This window comes from Nostoc sp. (assembly GCF_036919895.1).
Classification (GTDB): Bacteria; Cyanobacteriota; Cyanobacteriia; order Cyanobacteriales; family Nostocaceae; genus Nostoc.
The window spans coordinates 120,894-138,388 of sequence record NZ_JBALBW010000085.1 but is presented as its reverse complement, the minus strand read 5'-3'; the positions used below and the strand labels follow the sequence as shown (position 1 = coordinate 138,388).

At 41.3% G+C, this 17,495-nt stretch carries 11 protein-coding genes and 1 riboswitch; of the genes, 4 read left to right on the top strand and 7 right to left on the bottom strand.

From position 1 onward, the window contains the following. Positions 1–33: 33 nt before the first annotated feature. Positions 34–1,059: a mechanosensitive ion channel family protein gene (locus tag V7K55_RS17515; RefSeq protein ID WP_334833473.1), complete on the bottom strand. Its 1,026-nt coding sequence runs from the start codon at positions 1,057–1,059 to the stop codon at positions 34–36. Positions 1,060–1,171: 112 nt separating this feature from the next. Between V7K55_RS17515 and V7K55_RS17510 the strand changes: the two genes are divergently transcribed. Together V7K55_RS17510 and V7K55_RS17505 are read left to right on the top strand one after the other, a co-directional pair. Further along, on the top strand, positions 1,172–2,089 hold the full coding sequence (locus tag V7K55_RS17510) for a histone deacetylase family protein (RefSeq protein WP_334833471.1): 918 nt from the start codon (positions 1,172–1,174) through the stop codon (positions 2,087–2,089). 144 nt (positions 2,090–2,233) lie between these two features. Further along, the gene (locus V7K55_RS17505) at positions 2,234–6,712 is read left to right on the top strand and encodes a translation initiation factor IF-2 N-terminal domain-containing protein (protein WP_334833469.1); all 4,479 of its coding nucleotides are present in this window, start codon (positions 2,234–2,236) and stop codon (positions 6,710–6,712) included. 337 nt (positions 6,713–7,049) lie between these two features. Here V7K55_RS17505 and V7K55_RS17500 read toward each other — a convergent pair whose 3' ends face one another. Genes V7K55_RS17500 through V7K55_RS17490 form a run of 3 tightly spaced genes read right to left on the bottom strand, consistent with a single transcriptional unit; the run spans position 7,050 to position 8,719 of the window. Then, on the bottom strand, positions 7,050–7,748 hold the full coding sequence (locus V7K55_RS17500; RefSeq protein WP_334833467.1) for a DUF6745 domain-containing protein: 699 nt from the start codon (positions 7,746–7,748) through the stop codon (positions 7,050–7,052). Then, positions 7,748–8,080, bottom strand: coding sequence for a hypothetical protein (locus V7K55_RS17495; protein WP_334833465.1), 333 nt, complete (start codon positions 8,078–8,080; stop codon positions 7,748–7,750). The genes V7K55_RS17500 and V7K55_RS17495 overlap by 1 nt, the downstream gene beginning before the upstream one ends. 30 nt (positions 8,081–8,110) lie before the next feature. Beyond that, positions 8,111–8,719 carry a hypothetical protein gene (locus V7K55_RS17490; RefSeq protein WP_334833463.1) on the bottom strand — a complete coding sequence of 203 codons (609 nt, stop codon included), beginning with the start codon at positions 8,717–8,719 and terminating at the stop codon, positions 8,111–8,113. Between the two features lie 336 nt (positions 8,720–9,055). Between V7K55_RS17490 and V7K55_RS17485 the strand changes: the two genes are divergently transcribed. Continuing rightward, positions 9,056–11,044, top strand: a complete 1,989-nt coding sequence (locus V7K55_RS17485; protein WP_334833461.1) for a S8 family serine peptidase — start codon at positions 9,056–9,058, stop codon at positions 11,042–11,044. A 110-nt stretch (positions 11,045–11,154) separates the two neighbouring features. Here V7K55_RS17485 and V7K55_RS17480 read toward each other — a convergent pair whose 3' ends face one another. The 3 genes from V7K55_RS17480 to V7K55_RS17470 form a co-directional block, all read right to left on the bottom strand. Next, positions 11,155–11,799, bottom strand: coding sequence for a chloramphenicol phosphotransferase CPT family protein (locus V7K55_RS17480; RefSeq protein WP_334833459.1), 645 nt, complete (start codon positions 11,797–11,799; stop codon positions 11,155–11,157). 60 nt (positions 11,800–11,859) lie between these two features. Continuing rightward, on the bottom strand, positions 11,860–13,233 hold the full coding sequence (gene thiC / locus V7K55_RS17475; protein ID WP_334833456.1) for a phosphomethylpyrimidine synthase: 1,374 nt from the start codon (positions 13,231–13,233) through the stop codon (positions 11,860–11,862). A gap of 7 nt (positions 13,234–13,240) precedes the next feature. Next, positions 13,241–13,337: riboswitch (TPP riboswitch) on the bottom strand. Positions 13,338–13,396: 59 nt separating this feature from the next. Continuing rightward, positions 13,397–16,450: a PAS domain S-box protein gene (locus V7K55_RS17470; RefSeq protein WP_334833454.1), complete on the bottom strand. Its 3,054-nt coding sequence runs from the start codon at positions 16,448–16,450 to the stop codon at positions 13,397–13,399. 759 nt (positions 16,451–17,209) lie between these two features. Between V7K55_RS17470 and V7K55_RS17465 the strand changes: the two genes are divergently transcribed. After that, entirely contained in the window at positions 17,210–17,461 is a 252-nt protein-coding gene (locus V7K55_RS17465) for a hypothetical protein (protein WP_334833451.1), read from the top strand. The last annotated feature ends 34 nt before the right edge of the window (positions 17,462–17,495 follow it).

Here is a 17,495-nt window from a genome sequence, read left to right as displayed (position 1 = left end):
CGTCTGTGTAGCCGCGACTTCTAGTCGCCAGGGCTAATTTTGTTCCATAGCTGAATTATCTTGCATATACACTTGTCTAATCGGAAAAGGAATTTCAATTCCTGCTTGCTGATAGCGTTTGTGTAATTTTTTCACAAATAGATGTTTCCCAATCCGTTGATCGAAGTATTCACTGACCCGCATATAAAGCGTAAAATCTATACTAAAATCATTAAAAGTATGAAATCTGATATATGGTTCACTTTCTTTTAAATCCGGTGCAATTTCTTGCATGACTTCTTTGGCCACTTCTACAGTCACTTTTTCAACCTGTTCCAAATCGCTATCATAACTAACACCTACATCCATTGTTAAAGTAATTTCCTTGGCGGGTAAATGATAGTTGGTGAAAATGGCCGAAGACAATTTAGAGTTGGGAACAATGATTACGTTATTAGAAATTTCCCTCATTGTCGTATTGCGCCAAGAAATATCTATGACATATCCCTCTTGTCCAGCATCTAATTTTACATAATCTCCGGTTCTAACTTGCTTAGAAATAACTAAGTAAAAGCCAGAAAACAAATTTGCTAGTGTGTCTTGAAGTGCCAAACCAACTGCTAAACCACCAATACCTAAAGTTGTGATTATTGGTGTAATTTGAACACCTACCGTTTGCAATATGATTAATGTTCCTAAAACTAAAACAGTAGTCTTAGCAAGGTTAGAAATTAGTGATGTGGGAACACCTTCTGCTCTGCGAATAAATAAATTAACAAAACCAGCAGTCAATCTTCCTAAAACTAGGGTTACTGAATACAGCAGTGCGATCGTTAAAACTTTTTGTAGTACGATCGCTATATCTGGTTTGATGGGAGAACTCAGGATTGCCCAAAAAAAACCGGCAATGACAAACCAAATAAATGTCATCCGGCGCAGGGAATGAAATATAATATTACCCCCGGCAATCTGTTTATTATTAACGAATCTTTCGAGTTTTTTGAAGATAACTTTTTCACCAATTATTCCAGCCAGGAAGCCAGCTAGAATAAACACTATCGGTGTAATCCATTCCATCATATCAATTTTAAATTTTGAGTTTTAGATTCATCAGAGCAGCATTATTGCTGTCATTATGGCTAAATTTTAGCTTGTTAGTTGTCGGATTAGCTGCTTGAGATTTTCTTTCCTTATGGACTTGCCTATTATTTACCACCCAGATTATATTGCTCCTCTACCTGAAGGACATCGTTTTCCGATGTCTAAATTCCGACAACTCTACGAATTGCTGTTAGCCGATGGCGTAGCGAATCAAGAACAATTTCACACCCCCGAACGCCCGCCACTAGAATTGATAGAGTTAGTCCACACCCCAAGCTATGTTAAAGCTTATTGTGAAGGAACCCTAGACCCCAAAGCACAGCGCCGCATTGGTTTGCCTTGGAGTCCAGAATTAGCAAATCGTACCTGTGTAGCGGTAGGTGGTACAATACTCACTGCGAAACTGGCACTAAGTCAAGGTTTAGCTTGTAATACGGCTGGTGGAACTCATCATGCCTTTCCTAGTTATGGATCTGGTTTTTGTATTTTCAACGATTTAGCGATCGCTTGTCGCGTTTTACAAAAATTCGGACTCGTCCAAAAAATCCTGATTGTAGATTTGGATGTCCATCAAGGAGACGGCACCGCTTTTATCTTCCAAGACGACGACAGCGTTTTTACTTTCTCCATGCACTGCGAAGTCAATTTCCCCGGTACTAAACAAAACAGCGATTTGGATGTTCCCTTGCCGGTGGGAATGGAGGATGATGCATATTTGCAAACTTTAGCGAATTACCTATCAGATTTATTGTCTAAAGTCAAGCCGGACTTAGTATTTTATGATGCAGGAGTTGATCCGCATATAGGCGATCGCTTAGGCAAATTAGCCCTTACCGATGCTGGCATTTTCCGCCGGGAAATGCAGGTTTTAAGTACTTGTATGAGTAGCGGTTATCCCGTCGCTTGCGTCATTGGCGGGGGTTATGCTGATGATATGAAATCTTTAGTTTGGCGACATTCCCTGCTGCATCGCGCCGCTAGTGAAGTTTATCATCAGTACAAACTATAGTCATAAAGTTTTTAAACGCAGAGGAACGCAGAGTGTTACCAAATTTAATTTGTAGGGAATCGCATTAAAATAATACTTTATACTCCTCTGCGCTTACCTTTGCGCCTCTCTCCGTTTAAATCTAAACCCCCAATTGTTAACTGGATGAACAACGGCAAACTCAGAGTCTACGAACTAGCAAAAGAATTAAATTTAGATAGCAAGAAGCTATTAGTAATTTGTGAAAAACTCAAAATTGCAGTCAAAAGCCATAACAGTGCAATTCCAGAATCCGATGCAGAACGAATTCGTGTAGCGATAAGTAAACTAACAGCAAGATCCTCGAAAACTAAAACAAACTCTGAAGATTGGGGCTATACGTTTATCGCTTCAGCAATTGATAGTTTCATCCGCCATCTTGAAGGTGAGGCTGCTCTGAAATCATATTCCGATTTTAGAGAGCGCCGCGATCGCGCCAATGAGTTAATGTTGGAATGTGTCGGTAAAAAGCCTTCTCTATTTTATGTGCGTCGCAAAGGCGCGGGAAAAGAGACAAGAGAGGAAATCTGGGATTTAACAATAGCGACAGACTCCGATGATTCTCCATTACCGGTAAGACTTGAGAAGCTCAGAAAAACATTAGGATTTAGAGCAGCCGTACAAAAAGATGGACGTGACGGTATAAAAATACTTTCGGCTCAGTTGTTACAACCCTCACGGGGACACGCCGATAGCTATGCTATACCTTGTCGCTTGCGTCTGCTACCTAATCATCAGCATCATCTCGACATTCCGGCGGCGACATTAAAACGTATCGCCGCCGCGCCAGTTTGTGGCGAAAATGTGCCTACAGAAGATCAGCTTAAAGCTTGGAAAGCATTTTTGCAAATTGAGGAAAAAATTGCTAAAGCCCGTCAATTTTGTGTGCGTTATGTAAGTCATAACTATAACTTCAAAAGACGGATTAGTTTTGAAATTGATGTAACCTCAGCCACCCTTGACGGTTTTTATCAAAACTCCCTCGATATAGAGAATTTTTGGGAACGAGCCAGACGCACAAAAAACGAAGATTTAAAGCTTTTTGAAACTGCTCCTGTCGGGAAAAATTGGATTAGTGGCCGTCAATTAGGAACTGTTGAAGAAGTTGATATCAACCGTGGTATTATCAGCCTCCGACTAGAACGCGACTTAGCTGAATTCATGGCAACAGAGCGTTATAAATTACCAGATACAGGATTTTTGTGTTTCGAGGCAATTGGTGATATTCAGCAAATTCAGCGCAAGAAAAAAGCTTTAGATGATTTGAACAATGGCTACACCCAAAATCCCTATTTGGGCAACTTTTTATTCGATGCTGCTCAGGCGAGACAAATCAAAAGCACTGTTGAACTTCAACCACAAGATTTATTATTGTCTTCTGCTAATCCCGGTCAAAAAGCAGCAGTAGAAAAGGTACTTGCCGCTAAGGATCTTGTTCTCATTCAAGGGCCGCCAGGTACTGGTAAAACTACTGTAATTGCCGAGATTTGCTATCAAATTGCCCTTCGCGGTGGGCGTACCCTAATCGCTTCTCAAGCCAATTTAGCAGTAGATAACGCTCTAAGTAGATTAGTTCACAACCCAGTGATTCGGGCTGTACGCAAGGGGAGAGCCGAAAAAGTTGGTGAAGAAGGACAGCCATTTTTAGAAGATCAAGTGATTGGCAGATGGCTAGAAAATACAGCTTCTGACTGCGAAAATAATATTACACAACGGCTCGAAAATATTAAAATTTTCAGCCAATTACTGGCATCAGCGCAAAGATTCACACCATACTTTCAAGCCGAGGAAGAATTTAATCAACAACAAACTAAATTCAATAAAAATAAGTTAAAGATAGAAACTAATTTTAAAATCCAAGAACAATCTTACAACGAAACTGTAGAAAAACAGAATAACGTTGAATCTCTAATTGCAGGTCTGGAAAATATACTCAATACTGCGCCAAATATTAACTGGGAAGCTCCAGAAGTTACAGACTTCTTGCCACTTTTGAAGCCATACACAGAAGGTAATAGTTTAGTAGAAGAATTTTTAGCAAATGTTCGTCAAACTATCAAATATACTAATGAGCTTGGCTTGGTGCGTCCAGCGCTTGGCGCTTTTGGTTTAGCGGCTTGGTTGCGTGAAACTGTAGCAAGAGAAAAGTCAGGATTAAAAACTGCTTTGACTCATGCTGAAGAAGCAAGTAAAGCCATCTTAGAAGTTGCAGCATCAGTAGAGGTTGTCAAACAGAATTTTGCATTATTAAATCAAGCACAACCAGATTATCAGAAATATCTTGCCAAACTGCAAAACCTACAACAAACAATCCAGATTTGGGAAAACCGCCAACGCGAAATCGATTATATTATCTCAGCAGTGAAAGAATGGAAATCTACAGCACTTTCTCATCTGTATCAAACTTTAAAAGATTGTCAGCAATCAGGTTTACCACTCACAGAGAATTTAGTGGACTTACCACTAGGTTTATTGATGTTTGCTAATACATTAAAATTACCAATAGTACCAAAGATTTACAAAATAAACTTACCACAATGGGAGTTATTAACGAAAGCGATCGCTTATGAAATAGACGGAGGTTTTACTGATAGACGGGGTAAACAGCATAATTTTAGCTATTTCTTACAAGAAAACTTTAGTCAGATTCCAATGGTGCTATCAAAGATCGACCGCACCCAATGGCAAGAAACCTATCAACAGTTTAGCAATTATCAGCTACTCAACCCCAAACAGCGAAAATTACTGGTTGAAAATACCCAGGTTTTCTTAATTAGAATGCAACGGACTTATGGCGCATCATGGGAATGGAATAACATCGATTCTACTCTCACCCAAATTACCCAGGAATTGCTAGATACTATCCTTATAAATGCCCGTCAATGCGTTTTAAAAGTCAAAACCGAAACTGAACAACAGCTACAGCATCTACAACGACAATTAAATGAACTTCAAAAAAATGAAGTTAGCCAACAGCAAATATCTATGACTCAAGCTGAGGTAGAAAAATCACAACAAGACGCTAATTTGCAACTTGGAAGAGTTATTAATCTCTTGCAAGAACTTAGTCAAAAAAACATCCCTGCTCAATTACGGATTTTAACTGAAAAATATCTCGCAACCCAATCAAATATTTGGGAGCAGCCGCAAGAATTCTCAAATAAAGTTAATTATTGGGCAACTTCCATCAGTCAACTAGAAACTTTAATTTCATCATTAGAACCTTTTGCTGTGTTAGAGATGATTAAAAATTCTCTACATGAACATTTATCAAAGCTACAAGAAGAAACTAAAACTTCTCTACAGCAGCTTCAAAAATTACAAATTAGCTTACGCGAAATAGAAGAGAAATTACAACCACAGCTATCAGATAGTTTAAGAGAAGAAAGAAATTGGTGGTTGATAGAACGGCAAAGAATCCCAGATAAGTTTAAACCAGAAAATTTTGCTGCTGACTTGTTTAATATAGAATTATTGCGCGGTATCAATATTCAGTTTGAAACTTGGCAAAAACAACTCCAGCAAGACGAAACTTATCTCAATAAATATCAGAGTTTCGTACAAGATTGGATAGAAAAATTAAGACAGCCAAATGAGCGCGATCGCGACGATTTAAGACGCATTTATTTAGATAATGCCAACGTCGTCGGTATCACCTGTGTTCAAGCTGCAAGTAGAGGTTTTTCGGAAGAATTCAAATCTTTTGATGTCGTCATCATTGACGAGGTTAGTAAGTGTACTCCACCAGAATTATTAATCCCAGCTTTAAAAGGCAAAAAGTTAGTCATGGTAGGCGATCATCGGCAATTACCACCCATGCTTGATACTAGCACTGTTGAAGAAGTTGCTCAGACAATGGGCAATACACGAGACGAATTACAATTTTTAGAAGAATCACTGTTTAAAAGTCAGTTTGAATCTGCTGATGAAAGCATTAAACAAATGCTGACTACACAATATCGAATGCATCCATTTATTATGGGAGCAATCAATCAGTTTTATGATGGTAAACTAGAATCTGGTATTTTGGAGCCAGATACAAAACGCGCACATCATTTAGCAAGCGAAATTATCCAAGAATCTCAGCATCTTATTTGGGTAAAAACGCCTATTGAAAATCAGTTTTTAGAGCAACGAAATGGAACTTCTTACTTTAATACTCTAGAAATTGATGCGATTGAACGTTTGTGTCAGCAGTTTGAGAACACTTGGGCTGAGAAAGTTGCCAATGGTGAGCCAAAAAAAGAAATCGCTGTAATTACATTTTATGGCGCTCAACTAAGAAAAATTGATGAACGTCTGCAATCTGAACTTTTCCCTTCATTAGAGATTCGTACTGGTACTGTAGATAGATTTCAAGGAATGGAACGACCTGTTGTAATTGTGAGTATGGTTCGCAACAATAGTAAAGGAGATGTGGGATTTGCTAAGAAACCAGAACGGGTAAATGTTGCATTTTCTCGCGCTCAAGAACTACTGATAATTGTGGGGTGTCATAATTTATTTACCCATCAATCAGGTAAAGTTGGAAGCATGTATTCTGAGGTTTCAAATGTTGTTAGTCTACATGGAGGTTTAGTTGATATTTCTCGCCTCTTATGCTGAACCAAAAGTAAGTAGGTACGCCTGATACCTTTAAGAGAATACGGTTCATTTAAGGCTAAAAGTCTTTGTCAAAGTCTATTTTTTAACAAACCGCAAAGGACGCAAAGGAAGAGAAGGAAAAGAAGGAAGAAATCCTTAACTGAACTGTATTGACGTTTACAGCACTTCCAGCAGCTATAAGGTATGCCTTAAAGCTGAAAACCTTGACAGAATAGGGGAAAGGAGAAAAGCTGTATTGCATAATAGCCGGAAGCGCTGTAAGAGACTTCTAAGTAATAAAATATCTCAATATTTCTTGGAGTTCGCTGAAGGTATGGCGGAAGTTCCTACGGCTCTATTAAGCCTCGATCGCAGGGTTATAATCATCTGGATTATTAAAACCTGCAATCCAAGCGGCTGCTTGATGGCAACTCTGCATGTGAGGGGGGACGCGCAAGATATGAACATGTCCTGTAGATGGACAGGTGACTTTCAAAACCATAAACGGCTCATCATCCTCAAAAGGAATGTAGACTAGTTGACGTTCTCCACCATTATCACGATCGCGATCGCGGATCAATCCTCCCACTTGCTGCAAAAATGTCTCGTATCCCAAACGCTCAATCAGCACGCGGCGCAATTCAACATTCTCTACATTAAGGATATCTTGTCCCGTTAGAGACTGGGATTCAAAGGCAATCTTATCTGTCACCTGCACGCCTCGCCAGCGCCAGACAAAACCATGCCCCGCAGATATGCTGTTAATCCCACTTCCGGCCAACTCAATCCAAGAGGTAACATGGAGTCCTTTGGCAAGAGTTGTGAGGTTTACACAGTCGCTGATATCAAGACTTTCACAGGTGAGATTTTCAGGGAGATTGTAAATATCGAACGCACCGCTTAAATCCAGATGGCCTAAAACGCGCATCCCATCCCAGGCGTGATGCTCAAGGATAAGTTTTCGAGCATATTCAGCAGATATCGGCTCGTGACTTTGGTTTGGGCGCTGCAAAACTTGTTTATTCGGTACACGTCCATTCGACATGATTTTGAGCATTAATCTATCACCTCGACGTAAGCATCAGGGCGATATTCGCGTTGTTTCCAGATGCGGTAAAGCCCTTGGGGTAATTCAATCGCCCGATGTTCTTCATGAACTAAAGTAGCACTTGGTTCTTTAACCTCAAGAAAAAGCTCACTACCATGTACCCACAACTGAACAGCATTGGATTGCTGAATGCGATGGCTATGTCCTGTAACTTCACCATGAGCAAGACTAGCACCTACACGCTTCTTAGCACCGACAGGTAAGCTACCAATATGCCCGATCAAAACGTCGCCATGTCTGTAGAGAATACTATCTTCAGAGTTATTGCTGTTCTTAAACATCTTTTTTATATAATTACGAATTACGAATTATCAACGCTCTAGTCTCAAACCTCTTTCCATAAGCATCTGAGGTTCGATATTCTCAACTTTAGGTATTGCTTCTAGCTGAGGAATCTTAGTGATCGCATCGGCAATATTACCCGATGTAGCACGCAACCAAGCACCATGAGGTGCATAGTCAAGGATTTGTACTACTTCGTAACCCGCTCGATTAATTAGCTCACGTTGCGACTCCACATCAACGCCTTCAGCAAAGCGGATAAAAACCAGTCCAGTTGGTACAGCGAAAGAACCATTGGGTTGGAGTGTGTAAATTGGAGTCAGTGTATTGTGTTCTGATGAATTTGGTTCGCCTGAAAAAACTGCGTAGGCGTAGCCCGTCGTAGACATCGCACCATCGTTGAGTTGTAAAATTGCTCCTGTTGCTACTGTCTTGGGTTGATTATTGTAATGTATTGCATAATACCCTGGTTTCCGAGTGTAAGATCCAGTAGTGTGTAGGCGTAGCCCGCTGGAGGCATTGCTACCAACCCGAATTTGTTCAGGATACTCAGAAAAATAGTCGTTTTGAAATTTCACTTCAGCAATTGGGGGTAAAGAGTACACCTGGAGAAAATACTCAGCCGGAAAATAAAACATCTTTCTCAAGTTCTCATGATGTTATAGCGTTTTTCAGTGATATAGAATACAAATTTTTGATCACAATGCAACCTATATGCCCCTAATGATAGTGAAGATTCTTAAAGCAACCTAACTTTGAATCCTCTCTTTTCTGGAAAGACAAATCGAAGCTTTGTATGAACTTTAGAGAGATTAAATCCTGTTCAAGCTGTATATTTTTAATGCCGTAATACACATATAACACATGAAATAAAAAGCATCCATAAACTAAACGTAAACACACGCTGCGTAGTAGTGCATAATACGATTTCTCAATGCTCAATTTTCAAGATAAATATCCCAGGAGATTAAAATATGGTTCAGGTTCGCTATGGTGGACAAAACGGTAAACAGTATGAACTTGCTATCAGTGATGAACACGTTGTAGTGCGTACCGAAAGCCGCAGTACTATTGTCGGTGCAAGACCGTTTGAAGTCGCGCCTGTGTCACCCACATCTCGTAGCATCCTCAATCAATTCGAGTTAACAACGCGGTTTCGGCAAGCGGGTGTAGAAATTCTGCAAGCGAAAATTCCGAATCAGGGAGTGGCTCTGCGCGATCGCGCCCGTGAAATTCTCAACCAAGAGTCTGAAGTCCAATTTGCCGGACGTGTCCTCATCGATCCACTATCCAAACAACCGGTAATTTACACCGAAAACCTTTTCGTTAAATTCGATAACGAAGAAGAAGCAAGGGTTTGCCAAGAGGTATTAAGACGTTACAACTTAACAATTAAACGCCAACTTGAATATGCACGGAATGCTTACTTTGTCAATGCACCTGTAAATACTGGTATAGCCATCTTTGACATTGCCGAGCGACTTCTAAATGAAGAATCAGTTGAACTGTGTCATCCTGAACTAGTACGTGAATCACGCCAACGTCAGGTTTTCCCGCAGCAATGGCACTTAAAGCAAACAACAATCAATGGTAAGGTAATTAACGCCCATGCCAACGTTGAGGCCGCTTGGAAATTAAGCGATGGCACTGGGGCAATTATTGCAATTATCGACGACGGTGTGGATCTCGATCATGAAGAGTTCCGTTCCTCTGGAAAGATTGTTGCCCCGCGTGATGTCACACGTAAAAGTGACAATCCCAGACCGGGAAACGACAATAACCACGGGACATCTTGTGCCGGAGTGGCTTGTGGAAACGGGAAATTTGGTGCATCTGGTGTAGCGCCGGGTGCAAAACTGATGCCGATTCGTTTAGCTTCATCGTTGGGGTCACAGGATGAAGCAGATGCTTTTATTTGGGCGGCTCAAAATGGTGCTGATGTTATTTCTTGTAGCTGGGGCCCAGCAGATGGTGTTTGGTTTGAGCCAGACGATCCTCTACACAAGCAAAAAGTACCTCTGCCTGACTCCACACGATTGGCTATGGACTTTGCAATCAATAAAGGACGCAACGGTAAGGGATGTGTAATTTTATTCGCGGCTGGCAATGGTAACGAAAGCGTGGATAACGACGGCTACGCCAGCTACCAAAAGGTAATTGCTGTGGCAGCTTGTAACGACTTCGGCACAAGAAGCGCTTACAGTGACTTTGGTCAGGCGGTGTGGTGTGCCTTCCCCAGTAACAATGGTGATAGTTCTCAAACCCCAGGAATTTGGACAACCGATCGCGCTGGTGTAGTTGGTTATAATTCGGGTAATCGGAATCTGGGTGACACCGGAGGTAACTACACGAACGAATTCGGCGGAACTTCTAGTTCTTGTCCAGGTGCGGCGGGTGTAGCAGCGTTGATTATTGCCAGAAATCCAAATCTGCGTTGGGATGAAGTAAGAGATATTATAAAACGCTCCTGCGATCGCATCGATCAAGCTGGAGGTAAATATGATGCCAATGGTCGCAGCCCTTTCTACGGTTATGGTCGAATGAATGCTCTGAAAGCTGTAGAATTGGCCAAGCCGACGCAAACATCGCCCATTAGTATATTCAAGGCAGTGCAAGATATCCCCATTAACGACTTGCAAACATCAACATTGTCGTTGGCGATCGCTAATACCAGTCTGATGAAGTCCATCAAAGTTAATGTAGACATCGAGCATACTTATATTGGCGATCTTATCGTTACCCTCCTTCCTCCAGTGCAAATAGGCATACTTCCCATCATGCTGCACGATCGCCTTGGCGGAGCTACAGATAATATCAAAACAACTTATGACGAGGTAAACACCCCAAAACTTGCTGCTTTTAAAGGTAAAAATCCCCAAGGAACCTGGACACTTGAAGTTGCAGATAAAGCTAACGCAGATACAGGAAAGATTCGCAGCTTGACCGTTGAAATTGGATTTTAAGCCAATACGCTTGGGTTAAGAGTAGTTGTAGGCTGGGTAGAGCGACAGCAAAACCCAACCTGATATTTTGAGAGAAACAAAACTTGGAAGTTCCTAACTTGCAATACGGTTCATTTGTGAGACAGTGCAGCGAGTCGTTGGAATGCCGATGGTACTGGACTATTTACGAGATGCTGGCGTATTACCTCAGCACACGCACCCGGACTTAACAACGAGGTATCAACTTCAAGGTCATAAATACCAGGGATGTGGACTTCACGTTGCCATAACTCAACCGGAGGTAGCACTGGGTAATCGGCTGCACTTACTACTTTCCACCCCGTATTTTGTCGTCTTTCCAGAATTATCTCAATGGGGCAGCGAACGCCTACGAACAAGACCGGCAATCCGTTTAAACGTCGGGCACTATCGGTCAGTATGCCCCGCTTTATTGCGTATGCTTCATGGTGTCCGACATCAACCACGACATTTAGCCCTAAGCGGCTGTGGGCGGCAATGGATTCATACATGGCACTGTAGAGAATGGGAACGAGAGGTTCGAGGTCTTGGCGTTCTCCCCCCGGCCGCAGACCGATCCCAGGCTGGCATCGTGCGGGAGTCATTTGCATAAACCTATCGACACCTAAGTTCATCCATACACCATCAAACGTCTCCTGAATCGCTTCCACAATGCTCGACTTCCCCGATCGTGGAGTACCATTCAGGATGATAATCTGTCCTGGCTTTTCTGTCTGTTCCATAACTCCTCCTCCCATCCTTTTATTGTAGAGACGTAGCAGTGCTACGTCTCTACATTGTTTTAATCCCCGCGTCAATTAACTTTGACTCACAGGCTCTTTTGCCAAGAACTTCTCTAATTCTGTCAGCGCATCAGCATCAACCTTAGTTTGCATTGGGCAGAACTTAGGCCCACACATTGAACAAAACTCAGCAGTTTTATAGATATCTGCTGGTAGAGTTTCATCATGATATTCCTTAGCTCTTTCTGGATCGAGTGATAATTCAAACTGACGGTTCCAATCGAAGTTGTAACGCGCCTTGGAAAGTTCATCATCTCTATCCCTTGCACCGGGGCGATGTCTAGCAATATCAGCCGCATGAGCCGCTATTTTATAGGCAATCAACCCATTCCGTACATCTTCGGCATTTGGTAGACCCAAATGTTCTTTTGGTGTTACATAGCACAGCATTGCAGTCCCATACCATCCAGCCATTGCTGCTCCAATGGCTGAAGTAATATGGTCATAACCGGGAGCAATGTCTGTCACTAATGGCCCCAAAACATAGAAAGGTGCTTCAGAACATTCTTCCATCTGCTTACGGACATTGAACTCAATTTGATCCATTGGTACGTGTCCAGGCCCTTCTACCATCACCTGGACATCATCTTCCCAGGCTTTGCGAGTTAGCTGTCCCAGGGTTTTCAATTCAGCTAATTGTGCTTCATCTGAGGCATCATGGGTACAACCGGGACGTAGAGAATCTCCTAAACTGAAGGAGACATCGTACTTTTTGAAAATCTCAATAATATCTTGGAAGTGGGTATAAAGCGGGTTTTGTTTGTGGTGATGCAGCATCCACCGCGCCAAAATACCGCCACCGCGAGAGACAATACCGGTGAGCCGGTTTCTCACTAAAGGCAAATGCTCAATCAAAATCCCAGCGTGGATAGTTTGATAATCTACCCCTTGCTGGGCGTGCTTTTCGATGATATGGAGAAAATCATCAGCAGTCAGATTTTCGATTGTGCCGTGGACACTTTCTAAAGCTTGGTAAACTGGCACCGTACCAATAGGAATAGTTGAAGCCTTGATGATTGCGGTACGAATTTCATCCAAGTTACCGCCACCTGTGGACAAATCCATCAGGGTATCAGCACCATACTTTACTGCCAGATTCAGCTTATCAACTTCTTCCTGAAGATTAGAAGAGTTGGGGGAAGCGCCGATATTAGCATTAACCTTACATTTAGAGGCGATGCCAATAGCCATCGGCTCTAGATTAGTGTGATTAATATTAGCGGGGATAATCATTCGCCCCCGCGCCACTTCGTCACGAATGAGATCGGTAGGGAGATTTTCTCGTTGGGCGACGTAGTGCATTTCTTCGGTAATGACACCTTGGCGGGCGTAGTGCATTTGCGATACATTAACCTGCCCACGCCGTTTAGCAACCCATTCTGTCCGCATATTGTGATTCCTCTATAAACAGCTTCCCTTCGCTGGTATTACCCAGACTCAGGTGTTAAGGGTGTGATCTCAGCCTGGTTATGTAGGCACCCCTAGCATGGATGTAGTGTATCACCTTCGTTATATCTGGGGGCAAGGGTGTTGAAAATTTATGCTGTTGCAGTTAGATTCCACGGGGTTCCCGCAATAGGTGGTGTAAACTTTTCAATAGTTCTCTGCCCGTATAGGGTTTTAATAATACTGCTTGCACATTAGTATCAGCAGCTTGAGGAAATAAACCATCTACTAAGTTCAACCCGGTACAGGCAATGATTTGAACCTGCTTGTTCATTTTTAGCAAGGTGCGAATTGCAGTGACTCCATCCATTTCCGGCATCATTATATCCATCAATACGGCATTGATTTGATGCTTGTGTTGGGCATAAAGTGCGATCGCCTCTATGCCATTGCTGGCAGCTAGTATCTTATAGTTATAGTTTTCTAGAATAATGGTGGCAACCTCCCGAATTTGAGCTTCATCATCTACAACTAAAATCAATTCTCCCTCTCCTGGGGGCAGATCCAGGTCTTGGATCTCGAAGGCTTGGGTTGCTTGCACTGCTGGTAAAAACAGGTCAAACTTGCTACCTCTACCAACATTGCTAGACACTTTGATAAAACCGTCATGGCTTCTAATTATGCCCAGCACTGTTGAAAGTCCAAGTCCTGTACCTGTGTTGATCTCTTTTGTAGTGAAAAATGGCTCAAAAATTCTATCTAATATTTCTGGCGGTATCCCGACTCCATTATCGGCAATGCTAATCACAATATAATGTCCAACTTTGGCATCGAGATTCATTCTGGTATAAGCTTCATCAATAAACTTATTTTCCGCAGAAATTTTGATATTGCCGCCATTTGGTAAAGCATCGCGGGCATTTACTACCAAATTCATCAACACTTGATGCAGTTGTGTGGTATCTACAGTGACAGCACAAATGTCTTCTGGGATAACCGTGGAAAATTCAATAGATTTGGGAAATGTCTCTTTAACGATTTGGACAATTTCTGAAATCAGGTACTTGATTTGGATAATTGTCCGCTCTCCTTTAAATCCTCGCGCAAATGACAAGACTTGCTTCACTAAAGCTGCTCCACGTTGGGCGTTGCTTTCTACAAGTGCCAGCAGTTGCCCGGAACGCTCTTCATCTTGGACAAATTTTCCCCGTACCAATTGAGCAGCTGCCAAAATTGGTGTCAATATATTGTTTAAGTCGTGGGCAATACCACCTGCAAGAATACCAATGCTTTCCAATCGCTGGGCGCGAAAAAACTGTTCTTCAAGTTGTTTCTTTTCGGTGATGTCAGTGTCAACAGTCAGGATAGATTTAGGTTTTCCTTTAGGATCGCACATCAATGTCCATCGGCTTTCTACGACAATTTCTTTACCGGATTTTGTCACTTTAGATAACTCACCTTGCCACGATCCACTTTCAATTACACTTTTTAGAGGTACTTCCAGTTGGTGCTGAGTTTTGGCTGGGTACAAAATATCCTGGAGGTTTTTTCCTATAACCTCTGTAGACAGCCAACCGTACATCCGCTCTGCGCCTTTATTCCAAACTAATATTTGAGACTGAAAATCTCTCACTAATATGGCATCGGTAGCGATATCAAGTAGAGCGGCTTGTTCGGAAATTTTTTGTTCGGCCAGTTTGCGCTCGGTGATATCTTCAGCAATGCCGCCATAGTAGTTAACTTTTCCTTGGTCATCATAAACAGCAAAGCCCTGATTCCAAATCCAGCGCACCGAGCCATCAGGTCGTAAGATCCGATATTCTGTTGAAATAGATTGATTAGTATTAAGCAGTTGCTCGATTAATTGGGTGGCGCGATCGCGATCGTCTGGATGAATGTTGTCTACCCAAGATTTTGGCTCCTCAAACAGACTCTGAGAAGATCGACCCCAAATCTTCTCATAAGCGGGACTAATGTACAAAGGTTGGAATGTATCTGCGCTACGAATCCAGATGAATGCTTGGGTGTGTTCGGCAAAAGTGCGAAATTTCTCCTCGCTTTGGCGTAGTGCTGCTTCGGCAAGTTGGCGTTCCTCTAATGCAGCTCGCTGTTCGGTAATATCTCTAGCTACCCCTTGTATTTCAACAACCTCTCCTTTGTCATCATGAATTGCGATCGCATTCCATTCAAACCAACGAATACCATTAACTGTGAATACCCGTCGCTCACAATTAGTCAATGGATGGGATGAAGATTCTAAAACTGTTATACTTTCCATCACTTTCGGTAAGTCATCTAGATGAAAAAACTGGAAAAATGACTGACCATGAAACTCATCTTGTTTCCAGCCAAAGGTTTGACAGGCAGCCACATTGGCAAAGGTAATCTGCCCTTGCAAATCAATGCGGATAATTATGTCAGTTTGGCTTTCCACTAGTTGGCGATAGAGGTTTTCACTCTGCCGTAATGCAACTTCTGTACGTTGGCGATCGGTAATTTCGTGTTGCAGCAAAACGTTGGACGTAACAAGTCCTTCTGTCCGTTCCGCTTGGAGTTCTTCGAGTGCTAGCTGAAGTTCCTGATTAACTTGGATGATTTCAGCCGATTTGGCCTCAACCCATACTTTTAAGTAGTTTTCAGTTTGGCGGCACACCTGCTCTATCTCAATTGGCAGATTAACCTGTCTGAATTCATCTGTGGGTTCTTGTAAATATTGCTGCAAACCTTCAACCACTCCAACCATTTTTATCGGGTCAAAGGCTTGTAATAAGCTAGTCTGGGTGATGATTCCTAGCAATTGCCCGCGATCGTCCAAAACGGGCAAATAGTCAGTCTGGTGTTGACGCAATAATGATAAAGCGATGAAAACATCATTAGAATCTGATTGTCTAAGGGTAACTACTGGCTGCGTCATCACTTCAGCCATTGTCATCGTGGCTAAGTCTATTCCCAAAGCTATAAGTCTAATTACATCTTTTTCTGTAAAAATACCTAATAAGTCTTCTCCTTCCAAAACTAAGACACAACCATTTAGTGATTGATTGACAAAGCTGAAATCTAATGATGAATTTAAACTAATAGGTGCATAATTGTTACATCTTTCCTGACTCATCAGAACAATAGCTTCGACTACAAAACTATCAAAACTAATCGTTATGGGAGAACGATTAATAACATTATTTAAGCTTGGTATGTTAATTAGACGATCGTTGAATCGCATAGTTAATTCGTCAATTCTAATGATCTCTTTGATATCAGTACAAATTTGTAGAAACTGAAGTAAGTAAATTGTTAAAAAATCATGAATTATTTTGCTGCAATTGATAATCAATCAATTATCAATCAACTATCTACCCTGTAAAGATTAGAAAACCTAATACAAGAGACACAATGCAAGTTAGTAACTAAACCAGGAGTTAGATAGAATTTTATAGTTTCTCAACTAATTATATTGTCAAATTAGAGATAATAGATCGGATATCTCAAAAGATTACCCTAAGTGATGGTCTTGGTAGTCTTGTGAGTGTGAAATATTTAAAATTAATTGATGAGTGCAAATATAAAAACCTTACTACCGAACGTCGCCACAAAGTTTGTGCTTTCGGCTTTATTGATAAAGTCCAGCAAAATTTTCAATCAATAAGCTAGGAGATAAAAGCTAGAAGATAAAAGGGTTTGACATGTTTGTTCAGTTCATAACTAGTAGTACGCTATAAGTTAGGCTGCTCTTAATTTTTACATTTATAGTTATACGAATTTATCTGAAGATAGTTTGAGCATTTTCTAAATCGCCTAAAGTTATTACTTAAAAATTATGTATAAATACTTAGGGATTGTTAAGTATCTTAAATTCCTTCACAAGTTCCTCATTTTTTTACACTATAGTCAAAATATAGACACATGATTTTAAATAACTACAGGCTTGTCAACTGGCATCCTAATTTGCAATAACACTTTCATTAATAGGATTTGAGAAAATATGAATTACTGTCCTTGCTGTTCAAGTTTACTTTTAGAACATATACGTGGTGCAGATAGTTACTGGTTTTGTCGCCACTACTGGCAAGAAATGCCTGTTTATAATTTGAATAAATCCAGTTCATTCACCGAGTCTGTGATGGAAAAACTACCTAGAAAAACTCAAAAAGGAAAACGTAGAAATACTACTGTTTACGCAAGCCAATGGCAAACTATCAACGAATGGATAGGGCTACAAGATTTGTCTGTTTAATATCAAGTTACTGAAGTTAGTATTTGTATAATTA